Genomic DNA, 13,074 nt, shown 5'->3' with positions numbered 1-13,074 from the left:
TTTGGAGCTTGCCTGCTTCAACGCGTATGCGTCGATCGCGCACCTGCTCCAGCATGGCTCCTCGTCATCCCTTCAGCGCCCCGAAGATCTCGCTCAACATCGTTTTCGCATCGCCGAACAACATGCGATTGTTCTCCTTGTAGAAGAGCGGGTTGTCCACTCCGGCATAGCCTGAGGCCATGCTTCGCTTCATCACAATTGAAGTCTTGGCCTTCCACACCTCCAGCACCGGCATGCCGGCAATGGGGCTGGCCGGGTCGTCCTGCGCTGCCGGGTTCACGATGTCGTTTGCGCCAATAACCATCGACACGTCGGCCTCGGGAAAATCAGTGTTGATCTCGTCCATCTCCAGGACGATGTTGTAGGGCACCTTCGCTTCGGCCAACAGCACGTTCATGTGGCCCGGCATGCGACCTGCCACCGGATGGATCGCGAAGCGCACGTCGACGCCTTTCTCGCGGAGCAGTTTGGTGAGTTCATACACTGTATGCTGGGCTTGTGCCACGGCCATCCCGTAACCGGGCACGATGATGACGCTCCGGGCTTCGCGCAGCATCTCAGCAGACTCCACTGCACTCACCGCCACCACTTCGCCGGCTGGTTGTGCGCCGCCGCCCGCCGGTGCGGACACGCCGCTGCCGGTACCGAAGCCGCCGGCGATCACGCTGATGAAATTGCGGTTCATCGCCCGGCACATGATGTAGGACAGAATCGCGCCCGACGAGCCGACCAGAGCGCCGATCACGATCAGCAGGTCGTTGCTGAGCATGAAGCCAGTGGCAGCCGCCGCCCAGCCCGAGTAGCTGTTGAGCATCGACACCACCACGGGCATGTCGGCGCCGCCGATGGCCATCACCATGTGCACGCCGAACAGCAGCGAAACCACGGTCATCACAACAAGCGGCATCATGCCGGCCTGAATGGTCTCCGCATGAAGGAACGCGCGACCGTACACGATTACCACCAGTAGCGCAGCCAGGTTGAGCCAGTGCCGTGCCGGGAGCAGCAGCGGCTTGCCGCCGATCTTGCCTGAGAGCTTGCCGAACGCAATGACCGAGCCCGCGAAAGTCACGGCGCCAATCAGAATACCGACGTAGATTTCCACTTCGTGGATGGCCTTCTCTGCGCCGATAAACTGCACCGAAGTATCGATGTAGCTGGCAAAGCCCACTAGGCAGGCCGCCAGGCCGACCAGACTGTGCATCAGCGCAACCAGTTCGGGCATCTGCGTCATCTGCACCTTCTTCGCGGCGAAGAGACCGACGGTACCCCCGACGACCAGCGCGGCGACGACGTACGGAGTGCCCTCGGCCGACACGCGTGGACCGAGTACGGTTGCCAGCACGGCGATGACCATGCCGATCATGCCGAGCAGGTTGCCGCGGCGCGCGGTTTCGGGATTGGCCAACCCGCCAAGGCTGAGGATGAAGAGAATGGCCGCGCCGATGTAGGAGACGCTAGTCAAATTGGAAGTCATCGTTGTTGCCCCCTTATTTGCGGAACATTGCCAGCATGCGCCGCGTCACCGCGAAACCGCCGAACATGTTGACGGCCGTGAGCGTCAGCGCGCCCACTGCGAGGCCCAGGATCAGCCCGGAGGGCCGGCCGCCCACCGCGGCCCCGTCTAACGGCGGCGCAACCTGCACCAGCGCACCGATCGCGATAATCGACGAGATCGCGTTGGTCACGCTCATCAGCGGCGTGTGAAGTGACGGCGTGACGTTCCAGATCACCATGTAGCCGACGAAGCACGCCAGCACGAAAACCGTGAAGTGCGACAGGAACGTGGCCGGCGCAAACTGGCCAACCAGCAGGAAAGCTAGTGCACCGAGGCCGAACACGACGGCGAGCGCTTTGGCCGACATCGGTTCGCCGCTGCCGCTGCCGCTGCCGCTGCCGTGGCCGTGGCCGTGGCCTTTCGCCGCGGCCACCGCGAGTGGAGGAGTCTGAGATTTAGGTGCGGCGACCACCTGCTTGATCGGCGGAGGCGGCCAGGTAACGCTGCCTTCCTTGATGACCGTGAGTCCCCGGATCGCGTCATCTTCGAAGTCGACATTGATCGTGCCGTCCTTGGTCTTGCACAGCTCCTCGACCACGCGCAGCAGGTTAGTCGCATACAGCGTAGACGACTGCCTCGCTAGACGCGACGCGAGATCCGTGTAGCCGACGATGGTCACGCCGTGGCGCACCACTGCCTCGCCTGGCACCGTGAGCTCGCAGTTGCCGCCCTGCTCGGCCGCCATGTCGACGATCACGCTTCCCGACTTCATCGACTGCACCATCTCGGCCGTGATGAGCTTCGGCGCCGGCTTGCCGGGAATCAGCGCAGTGGTGATGATGATGTCCGCGTCTTTGGCCTGCTGCGCGTACATCGCGCGTTGCGCCTGCTGGAAGCCCTCGCTCATCACCTTGGCATAGCCACCGCCGCCCGAACCCTCCTCCTCGTAGTCGACCTTGACGAATTCACCGCCTAGCGATTTGACCTGGTCGGCCACCTCGGCGCGCGTGTCATTGGCGCGCACGATCGCGCCCAGGCCCACGGCCGTGCCAATCGCCGCGAGACCCGCCACACCAGCGCCGGCGATGAAGACCTTGGCGGGAGGCACCTTGCCCGCAGCCGTGATCTGGGCGCTGAAATAGCGGCCGAACGCATTCGCCGCCTCAATGACGGCACGGTAGCCACTCACGCCAGCCATCGACGTGAGCGCGTCCATCTTCTGCGCGCGCGACAGCGTCCGCGGCAGCGAATCGATGGCAAGCACCGTGGCCCGCCTGGAGGCCAATTGCTGCATCAGCTCTGGGTTCTGGGCCGGCCAGACAAAGCCGATCAGCATGCCGCCGTCGCGCATCAGAGCCACTTCCTCGTTGCTCGGGGGGCGGACCTTGAAAACGATTTCGCTGCGCCCCCAAAGCTCGGCGGATGAAGTCACCACCTCGGCACCGGCAGCGCGGTAGTCGTCATCGCTAAAGTTCGCGTCTGCGCCTGCGCCGCTTTGCACGGTCACCGAAAAACCCAGCTTGATCAGCTTCTCGACCACGTCAGGGACGGTCGCTACGCGTCGCTCCTGGCTGGTTGTCTCGAGAGGAACTCCAATCCGTAATGTCATATCGTGAACTACCAGTAGTGGCCGTCGCAAGGATTTCCGACCCGCGTTTCAAGTTACCAAACTCAGGAGTGACTAAAGCCGACCTATCTGGGTACAGATGAGCAGGCCCACCACTAATTCGCAGCCGCGTTGCTGACAAGGATGTCGAAACGCCCATGCCCGCCCCGAATGCACTCGAACGTTCTGGCGACGCCCTTCTCCAGGCGACGCGGCAGGCCAGTTCCTCGGCCTCGCCGCACGCTGCGGCGGACTTGCAATTCGACACGATCACGCACACCCTCTGCTTTGCGGGCAGCTTCGTGCCTTCCTCTCAGATTCTGTGACTTAACGCAGCCACAAGCGCGCCCCCCCTCGTCAGATCAAGCAGGTTCATTGCGATGCCCCGCTCTCTCTGAGGAATATCTGGTGTCCTTTCTAACCAGATCAGGCTCGCCAAGCATATCAAGTGTCAGAGTCTTCATGAAATTAATCTTTTGAATCGAGTGGTATTCAATTCATGAATTCCCTGCAGGGATACGACGGCCCAGTGAGCCTCGCGTACATCGGCGAGAACGGTTAGAGAGCGACCATTAGAACAGGACGAATTTGATACCAAGCCGCTAAACTCGACGCCAGACCAACCTCACACGCAGGTGCTGCGACCTGAATGTCGACAGAGGAAACACCTCTCACGTCACCGCATCACAGCTTCATCGTCCCAGGTTTTTTGGCAAAATGGCATATCTGCGAAATTGGAAATCGCTCCACATGCTTCCTAAAACGGAATCTGCACGACAGCCTAAGCAACACCGCTCCCAGGTGACACGGGACCGAATCGCACACGCGGCTATTCAACTGCTGGGCGAAATCGGCGAGGCCGGGCTAACACATCGCGATGTCGCAGCGAGGGCAGAGGTCTCGCTCGCAGCCACGACGTACCACTATGCGTCGAAATTCGATCTACTTGAGCATGCATCTTCAGTGCTCCTTGAGGATTACATGACGCGTTTTCGGAGCTTCGCATCACAGCAGGCAGGGCTCGCCTCTGGCCGCCCGACCTTCAATCAGTTTATTGCCAACCTGTTACGCAACGCAGCCGGACGAGACCGATTGCGTTCGATTGCCTGGTGCGAAATTATGCTCATTTCCGCCCGCAACCACAGCACCCGCACGCTCGCGACAGTCTGGTATGCCAAGCTTAGAGAAATTTGGACCGATATAGCCTCACTTCTCGGAGCAGACATAGAGCCACGTGCGGTTCAGGTAACAATCGACCAGACCATTGGCTTGCTGTTTATCATCCTGTCGCTCGGCTTAACCCCGGATGAGGTTTCAGCCTGCATCTCAGCCGGCCTGGATATACCAGGCCCAGCACAGTTGCTTGATCGGCCCACCACATCGAAGGAGTCCACCAAACACAGCAAGGGACGAGAAACCCGCGAACATTTGCTAAATGCGGCCATCCAACTGATGGCTACTCACGGTGCCGGGGCCGTGACGGGGCGTTCCGTAGCCTTGAAAGCGGGTGTCGCACCGGCAGTTCCGCCCTACTACTTCAAACCCGTCAGCACTCTGATCGACGCAGCACGCGAACATCTCTATGAAGCTGCGAAGACGCGTTACCGTGAAAGTGCAAACGGAACTGATCTGGCTTCCGCATCGCTCGACCAAATTGCCGACCTGACTACTGCTGTGCTCACAAGGGAGGTTACGCAGTTCAGCGAATTCAACCTGGCAACGCTCGCAGTCGAAGTGGAAGCCGCGCGACAACCAGCGCTCAGACCAATGGTCGGTCAGTGGGTCAGCGACCGGAGTCGGGCGTGGCATCGACTGCTCACCAAGTTCAATGACAACGCTTCGACAGCAAATGGACTCCTGATTGCCAGCCTCTTCACCGGCATGCAAGTTCGCTTGCTGGCAACTGGCGCGGACGTCGTAGCCCTGAGCGACCTTCGACTCGAGTTCATGATGGCGTTTGACGAGCTAGGATACGCTAAATCGCCCGCCACAAAAAATCAGTACAAGTGATCGAAAAACAATTGACTCAATTTATCTCGCATCCTAAGATGACCACAATCGCTGGCTAAATTCCGAGTCATCTCGAAGATTGCCACGCGTCATATCTGTACAAACGTCTGCTTTTGTAGTGCAAATCGCGAGACCAAGTCGTCATGACCACCTCGCAGCAGGGTGAATATTTGCGGTGCTGTCGTCCATCATGTACTGCACCTTTAACTCTAAGGTACGTCCGCAGGCCACGACAAAACTACTAAGGAGGCGATCCATGAAAATAGATCTGACAAATCGAGTTGCGATTGTGACCGGAGCTGGCGCAGGTCTCGGGCGTGAACATGCCCTGCTGCTTGCGCGGCTAGGGGCAAAGGTCGTGGTTAATGATCTGGGTAGCGACGTAAACGGTAGAGGCGAATCCGCGACGACCGCGGAAAGAGTCGTTGACGAAATCGAAGCCGCTGGTGGTGAAGCGATTGCGAACAGTGCATCGGTTACCGATTCTGGACAGGTTCAGCAAATGGTGGATCAAGCTCTTTCACGCTGGGGCCATGTCGACATTCTGGTAAACAATGCCGGCATCCTGCGAGATAAGAGCTTTAGCAAGATGACCCTCGATGATTTCCGTGCGGTGATCGAAGTTCACTTGATGGGATCAGTGAATTGCACCAAGGCAGTATGGGACGTCATGCGAGAACAACAGTATGGGCGCATCGTGATGACCACATCGTCATCTGGGCTGTATGGCAATTTTGGGCAATCGAACTACGGTACTGCAAAGATGGCGTTAGTTGGCCTGATGCAGACACTGGCAATCGAAGGTGAGCGGCACAATATTCGGGTGAACTGCCTTGCTCCAACAGCTGGTACACGCATGCTTGAGGGTCTAATGTCCGCGGATGTCCTCGACACCCTGTCGCCCACTTCTGTTAGCCCCGCGGTGGCAGCACTTGTGAGCGAAGAAGCACCCAACCGAATGGTATTGTGCGCCGGCGCGGGAAGCTTCGAGGCGGCACACATCACATTGACTTCCGGTATCCATCTTGGGACGGGTGAACAAGTGCCTCACCAGCTTGCTCAACGTCTCGACGAAGTGACAAACAGAAACGGCGAGACTGTTCCGACGTCTGGTGTTGCCCAAGGCGATCTCGAATTAAAGAAGGCTCGCATCACTGCTTCAAGCGCCACGGCCAATTCTCATGCGTGACGAGTCCAGTACGGCATTAAACGGGTCCGACGGCAATCTGGACGACCACACGACGGAAATTCGACACAATGCGGGCGTTCCACGCACACAATCCCAGCTATCGGCGCTAGTCAACGAAGAGCTAGGCGTGTCCGAATGGATCCCTATTGATCAATTTTCGATCAATGCATTTGCCGATGTAACCGGTGATTAGTTTGTGGCCGATTTATGTTGAAGTAGGTCGTGGAGAAAAATGTCACGAGCATTCGGCTGACAATAGGTGTCGTTGCGGAAATCGAGGCTTATCGCAAGCCCGCACTTATCACGAAGTGGTTGATACCGATCAACAAGTAACATTTAGTGAAATTTTCGGGATTCATCGGCATGATTTTATTAATATGTATTCCTAATTATTTTCATATCTCACGACACACCTGAAAGTGGCGAAAAATTCATCGACCCGTTTCCTATGACCAGCGAACTCATCCTCTCCCGCCGCGACCTGGAATTCATCATTTTTGACTGGTTGCAAGTCGACTCGCTTGTTCGTCGCCCTCGTTATTCTGGTCAGGATCGATTCGACTACACATCCGTGCTGGACGTCTACCAATCTCTCGCCGCCGACCTTTTCGCGCCCCACAACAAAAAGAACGACAGCAACGAGCCTTCATTTGATGGAGAACGAGTAACCATCAATCCAGAGGTTGGTGTCGCATTGCGTGCATTTGCAGACGCCGGACTAGTCAGTGCCGCGTTTCCCACGGAGTGGAACGGCATGAGCTTGCCGAGCATCGTAGAGCGAGCCGGCATGGCCTATTTGCTAGCCGCGAATCCGGGAACTGCAGGCTACCCATTTCTCACCATTGCCAATGCAAATTTGCTCATTGCACATGGTGAGCGGGAGCGGGTGGAGCCGTATGTCAAAGCCATGTCGGAAGGCCGTTGCTTTGGCACAATGTGCTTATCGGAGCCACAGGCAGGATCGAGTCTTGCCGATATTCGGACGCGTGCAGTCCCAGTTGGCAACGGTCGCTATCGTCTGTTCGGGAACAAAATGTGGATCTCTGGTGGAGATCACGAGATTTCCGAGAACATCGTCCACCTGGTTCTGGCCAAAATTCCCAATGAGGACGGCCAGCTGCCTCCAGGGGTTCAAGGCATATCGCTCTTCACCGTTCCGCGTAAATTGATTGGCCTCGATGGACTGCCCAGCGAGCGAAATGATGTCGTACTCGCCGGAATCAATCACAAGATGGGTTATCGCGGCACCGTGAACTGCGTGCTGAATTTCGGCGAAGGTCGCTTTCGCCCAGAAGGCGAGATTGGTGCGGTTGGTGAAATCGTTGGCGAGCCCGGAAAAGGGCTTGCTTACATGTTCCACATGATGAACGAGGCGCGCATCTCCGTCGGCCTCAGCGCTGCAGCGATTGGCTATACGGGTTACCTGCACGCCTTGGATTATGCGAAAACGCGCCTTCAGGGACGGACACGTAGCGACCGATCGCCAACGTCTCCCCAAGCTCCCATCATTCGCCATGCCGACGTACGGCGCATGTTGCTAGCGCAGAAGGCTTACGTGTCCGGGGCGCTCGCGTTGTGTCTGTATGCGGCTCGCCTTAGTGACGATATTCATTCGATTGACGACGCCAACATCCGCGAAGAGGCGCAGTGCCTACTCGATCTGCTCACCCCAGTTGTCAAGAGTTGGTCGTCCCAATGGGGTCTCGTCGCCAACGATCTTGCCATCCAGGTTCACGGCGGTTATGGCTACACGCGAGAGTACAACGTCGAGCAGTTCTATCGTGACAACCGACTCAATCCGATACACGAAGGCACGTTCGGCATTCAGGCGCTCGACCTGCTTGGCCGAAAGACACGTATGAACGGAAATGCGGCTATGGCAGCTCTCGACAGGAAAGTCTCCAGTACGGTGTCCAGATCGCGAGTGACCGCCTCGCTGCATCGTCACGCCTGCACACTCGAATATGCGTGGGAGCGAATCCGCACCGTAACCAGTAAATTGCACCGGCTCGATGACCCCGAACTCCAACTGGCAAATGCGGCCGCCTACCTGGAGGCCTTTGGCCATGTCGTCGTCGGCTGGCTTTGGCTCGATCAAGCAATTGTTGCAAAAACTCTCGAGAGTGGCCCGACCGGCGCTGACTTTCATCGCGGCAAGCTTGCTGCCTGCGACTACTTCTTCGGATGGGAAATGCCCAAAGTGGCTGGGTGGCTTGCAGTGCTTAATCCATTAGAGACAACCCCTCTGAACATGCCAGAGCAGTGGTTCTAAACAATAGGGTTCGATGCCATTTCATAGCCAGCCAATTTTTCCCGAGGGATAGCGCATGATTAACGCTGTCATCGTTTCTATCGCTCGCCGGCCGATCGGCAAAGCTTACCGTGGAGCATTCAACGCAACACGCTCCCCCATCTTCCCTGACCACGCAATTCGGTATGTTTTCTAGCGAGCTGAAACCGAAACCGATCGTATCGAAGAGTCCGTTATCGAATCGGCGCCAGACAGATAATGTGTGACGGTATGGAAGTTGTCATCGCCGGCGGCCAGAAAAACGTCTCGTCCGTCATACTGAGTGCGTCATCGATGACATTGGCAGTCGGTTCCGGGGCAGATCGATTCCATGGTCTTCGATGGCGCCGTGCGCGACCTCTTTGCAGCGTGGTCTTCCTTGCGGGCATCTCACACTTACTGCCCCTGGTCGCGCAATCGACAGGTATGGCAATTCCTCATTTGAGGCGAGCCGGGGCGGCTCTGGTCTCCCGGCTACTCCGTGTCCAGCTTGATAGATTTCTTTTAAAGCGGGCTCGTCACGAAACCTTCGGAAGAATCGCGGTCCGTGCTGATTGAATCGGCTAGCGATGACAAGTCTTCGCGTTGATCCGTGTGTGATGCAGTCAGCACTGACTCGTGAGAACGTTCTACTTCACCGTCGTCAGGTAGGGATTGTCGCGGCCAGATTCATAACGTTGGGCCTTGATTTCCATGCGTGCAATGCTCTGCAGATGCACCTCATCCGGACCATCAGCTAACCGCAATGCACGGGCCCAGGTCCAGCTGTCCGCCAGCGGCGTATCCGGACTCAGCCCCATCGCACCGAATACCTGAATCGCCCGCTCGCAAACGGCGGCGTGCACGCCCGGTACCAGCGCCTTGATCATCGAGATTTCCTTGCGCGCCGCCTTGGCACCCACGTTGTCGATCATCCACGCGGTTTTCAGCACGAACAGGCGCGCCTGATCAATTTCGATGCGCGATTTCGCGATCCCTTCCGCGACCGATCCAAGCTCGTGCAGCTTCTTGCCGAATGCCGTGCGCGCCTGGGCTCGTTCGATCATCAGTTCGAGGGCCAGTTCGGCGGCACCGATTGACCGCATGCAATGGTGAATGCGGCCCGGCCCAAGCCGCGCCTGAGCGAGCGCGAAACCGCTGCCCTCTTCGCCGAACAGATTCGTGCGAGGTAGGCGCACGCCTTTGAACTCGATCTCGCAGTGACCTTCCGGCGCCGTGTGGTTGACCACCGTGATATTGCGGATCACCTTGACCCCCGGCGTATCGCGCGGCACGAGAATCATGCTTTGCTGGGCGTGGCTCGGTGCGTCCAGGTCAGTTTTTCCCATCACGATAAACAACTGGCAATTCGGATGCGCCGCGTTCGTGATGAACCATTTCCGGCCGTCGATCACGTAGTCGTCGCCGTCGCGGCGAATCGACGTGGTGATATTGGTCGCGTCCGACGAAGCCACCGCTGGCTCCGTCATCGCGAACGCCGAGCGGATCTCGCCATCGAGCAGCGGCTTGAGCCACTGCTCGCGCTGAACGGGCGTCGCGAACATATGGAGCAGTTCCATGTTGCCCGTGTCCGGCGCATTGCAGTTGAACACCTCGGACGCCCACGACACGCGCCCCATGATCTCGGCCAGCGGTGCGTACTCGAGATTGGTCAGGCGGGTGCCCGGCTCGTCATTCTTCAGATGCGGCAGGAACAGATTCCAGAGACCCTCCGCACGCGCCTGTGCCTTCAACGTTTCCATGAAGGAAACCGGATATTGCCCTGCGTTCACCTCTTCATGCCACTGATGGATGCGTGGCACGATATGCGTGTCCATGAACGCACGCACCTGCTCACGCAGCGCTTCGACTTTCGGGCTATATGAGAAATACATTTCGTCCTTCCTGAATCCAGGTGAATGTCGCCGACATGTTGGCGCATGCCACGCGTCGACGCGTGATCAGATCGTCAGCCCACCGTCAACGACGATGCACTCTCCGTTGGTGTAGCTCGCAGCATCGGACACCAGATAAAGCACGGTGCCGGCCATCTCGCGAGGCTCCGCATGGCGTCGGGCCGGGATCTTCGCCATCCAGTTGTCGTAGATGGCCTGATCTTCAAACAACGCCCCGGCAAAGCGCGTTTTCGTCAAACCCGGCAGGATTGCATTGACACGGATGCCCAACGGTCCACATTCCTTGGCGAATGCACGCGTCATGTTGACCACCGCGGCTTTGGTGATCGAGTAAATGCCCTGCTTGTCTCCCGGCTGAAGCGCATTGACGGATGCCGTGTTGACGATCGCGCCGCCGCCGTGCTCACGCATCAGCTTGCCCGCCTCGACCGACATGAAAAAGTAGCCGCGCAAGTTGACCTCCACCGTCTTGTCGAACGACGCCAGGTCAGTATCGAGAATATGGCCGAAATACGGATTCGCCGCGGCGTTGTTGACGAGAATGTCCAGACGGCCATGGCGCGCGCGGATATGCTGGCAGATTCCGAGAATGTCGTCCATGCGCCCGACATGGCACGGATAGGCTTCGGCGCTACCGCCCGCCTCTCTGATTTCGCGCGCCACGGACTCGCAGTCTTCGAGCTTGCGGCTCGATACGATCACATGTGCGCCCTGCTCCGCGAGCAGTTTGGCAATTTCCTCGCCGATACCTCGGCTGGCACCGGTGACCAGCGCAACCTTCGGTTCAAGGTTAAACAAATCAGTAGTCACGATTACCCTCCATATGTTTACGTCTATATTAGTTGCGGGCGCCGTCAGATCAGCTCGGCACCCATCCTTGCCAGCACACCGGCCATTTCGCCAACCTGCCGCGCCTTGTCATTCGATGCATTGCCGCCGAGAGCCCGTTTCTTCACGCCCTGCGTGATGGCGGCAAGCCGGAAGAAGCTGAACGCCAGATAGAAATTCCAGTTCTCGATCGACGCGATTTCCCGCAGGCGGCAGTACTGCTCGATGATCGCGGACTCGTCTGGCACCTCCAATGCGACCCGGTCCAATCCTTCCAGCCCGGTGATATGACCGTTGCGAGGGAGTCGAAGGCACATGCAGAAGTACGCGAGGTCGGCGAGCGGATTGCCGAGTGTGGAAAGCTCCCAGTCGAGCACGGCACGAACCTGCGGGGTTCCGCGTTGGAACATGACGTTGTCGATACGGAAATCGCCGTGCACGAGCGATGGCTTGCCGGTTTCCGCCGGACAGTTCGCTGGCAGCCATTTGATCAGTGCCTCGACAGATTCCAGAGCATCGGTCTGCGCCGCGCGATATTGCCTCGTCCAGACGTCGATCTGGCGCGAGAAGTAGTTGCCTGCGCGGCCATAATCGGCAAGGCCAACAGCTTCGACATCCACGTCGTGAAGAGCAGCCATTGTTCCGAGCAGCGCGTCGTAGATAGCGCTGCGTTTGCCCGCAGGTAGCTCGGGCAGCGACGGATCCCAGAAAATCTCGCCCTCTTCGAAGCTCATGACATAGAACATGCTGCCAATGACGTCCCGGTCCTCGCAAAGGTGCAAGGCCCGCGCGACCGGAACCGGCGTGTGGCTGAGGGCGGTCAGCACACGGAATTCGCGGTCGACAGCATGTGCGGACTTGAGCAGCGCTCCTGGCGGCTGACGTCGAAGGACGTAACGGCCCCTTTGCGCCGTGAGGAGAAACGTGGGGTTCGATTGCCCGCCAGCGAACTTCTCGATGGACATGGGCCCGTAAAATCCGGGCACGTGGGATGCCAGATAACGCGCGAGTGTTTCAACGTCGAATTGAAAACGGGCATTCATGATGGCACTAGATTCCAGATTCGGATCAACCATAAGTGATGAGTTCACGCCGCTCGCCATGTTCGAGATGAGGCAGCGAGTTGAAACTGACTAGCGACATTGCGCTATCGTTGAAGACGTACTGGCTAACGCTGCTATTGCGAATCTGCAGGTTAAGCGTGATCGCAGTGGCCGCCGGTGCCTGCAGAATCTGCTGGGCGAACACGGCAATCGGGCCACCCGAACTCACCACCGGAATCCGTTTGCCGCCCATACGCTGAATGGCCAGACGCGCACGCTCGACGCGCGCCTGGAACTGATGCCAGGTTTCGGGGAGTCGCCCGGGCAGTCGTTCCTCGGACCACAATTGCAGCGCCTGCTTGAGCGCCTTGTAAAAGTGCTTCGTCGAACTGGCTGCCGATAGCTCCGGCGCGAAGCCACTTTCGCCAAGGACGGACAGCAAGGCGCGAAAGTCGTACTCGTTCAGATCCGCATCCTGCACAACCTTGGCTTGCGGGCCATTCATCTCAGTGAGAATTTCGTCCGCTGTTTGCGCGTGCCGCCGCATCGTTCCAATCACCACGCGATCAAACTGCACGTTCGACTGCGCGAAGTATTCTCCTAGCCAACGTGACTGGGTCCGACCGGAAGGTGATAGCTGGTCATAGTTTTCTGCGCCGAACGACGCCTGACCATGCCGTACCAGGTAGAGCTCCGCCATGCCAACCTCGTCTGA

The 13,074-nt window shown here is 58.3% G+C and carries 10 protein-coding genes; 4 read left to right on the top strand and 6 right to left on the bottom strand.

All coding sequences use genetic code 11. The annotated features are described in order from the left end of the window. Positions 1–64: 64 nt before the first annotated feature. The gene (gene pntB, locus F3J19_RS03800) at positions 65–1,477 is read right to left on the bottom strand and encodes a Re/Si-specific NAD(P)(+) transhydrogenase subunit beta (RefSeq protein ID WP_167037824.1); all 1,413 of its coding nucleotides are present in this window, start codon (positions 1,475–1,477) and stop codon (positions 65–67) included. Between the two features lie 13 nt (positions 1,478–1,490). After that, positions 1,491–3,107 (bottom strand): Re/Si-specific NAD(P)(+) transhydrogenase subunit alpha, encoded by a 1,617-nt coding sequence (locus tag F3J19_RS03795; RefSeq protein WP_167037820.1) that lies wholly within the window; start codon positions 3,105–3,107, stop codon positions 1,491–1,493. 155 nt (positions 3,108–3,262) lie between these two features. On the opposite strand from F3J19_RS03795, the gene F3J19_RS03790 reads away from it, so the two are divergent. From F3J19_RS03790 to F3J19_RS03775, 4 genes are all read left to right on the top strand, one after another. Next, entirely contained in the window at positions 3,263–3,430 is a 168-nt protein-coding gene (locus tag F3J19_RS03790) for a hypothetical protein (protein WP_167037817.1), read from the top strand. 424 nt (positions 3,431–3,854) lie between these two features. Further along, positions 3,855–5,114, top strand: a complete 1,260-nt coding sequence (locus tag F3J19_RS03785; RefSeq protein WP_167037814.1) for a TetR family transcriptional regulator — start codon at positions 3,855–3,857, stop codon at positions 5,112–5,114. 256 nt (positions 5,115–5,370) lie between these two features. Next, positions 5,371–6,303, top strand: a complete 933-nt coding sequence (locus F3J19_RS03780; protein ID WP_167037811.1) for an SDR family NAD(P)-dependent oxidoreductase — start codon at positions 5,371–5,373, stop codon at positions 6,301–6,303. 448 nt (positions 6,304–6,751) lie between these two features. Further along, positions 6,752–8,575, top strand: coding sequence for an acyl-CoA dehydrogenase (locus tag F3J19_RS03775; RefSeq protein ID WP_167037808.1), 1,824 nt, complete (start codon positions 6,752–6,754; stop codon positions 8,573–8,575). A gap of 647 nt (positions 8,576–9,222) precedes the next feature. Here the strand turns inward: F3J19_RS03775 and F3J19_RS03770 are convergent. From F3J19_RS03770 to F3J19_RS03755, 4 genes are all read right to left on the bottom strand, one after another. After that, positions 9,223–10,467 (bottom strand): acyl-CoA dehydrogenase family protein, encoded by a 1,245-nt coding sequence (locus F3J19_RS03770; protein ID WP_167037805.1) that lies wholly within the window; start codon positions 10,465–10,467, stop codon positions 9,223–9,225. Positions 10,468–10,533: 66 nt separating this feature from the next. Further along, positions 10,534–11,298 carry an SDR family oxidoreductase gene (locus F3J19_RS03765; protein WP_167037802.1) on the bottom strand — a complete coding sequence of 255 codons (765 nt, stop codon included), beginning with the start codon at positions 11,296–11,298 and terminating at the stop codon, positions 10,534–10,536. A gap of 44 nt (positions 11,299–11,342) precedes the next feature. Then, positions 11,343–12,359, bottom strand: coding sequence for a phosphotransferase (locus F3J19_RS03760; RefSeq protein ID WP_167037799.1), 1,017 nt, complete (start codon positions 12,357–12,359; stop codon positions 11,343–11,345). Positions 12,360–12,384: 25 nt separating this feature from the next. Then, positions 12,385–13,059 (bottom strand): histidine phosphatase family protein, encoded by a 675-nt coding sequence (locus tag F3J19_RS03755; protein WP_167037796.1) that lies wholly within the window; start codon positions 13,057–13,059, stop codon positions 12,385–12,387. Positions 13,060–13,074 lie beyond the last annotated feature (15 nt).

Source organism: Burkholderia sp. Ax-1724, assembly GCF_011752995.1.
Lineage (GTDB): Bacteria > Pseudomonadota > Gammaproteobacteria > Burkholderiales > Burkholderiaceae > Paraburkholderia.
The sequence above is the reverse complement of the archived record's forward strand: the minus strand, read 5'-3'. Positions and strand labels throughout refer to the sequence as shown.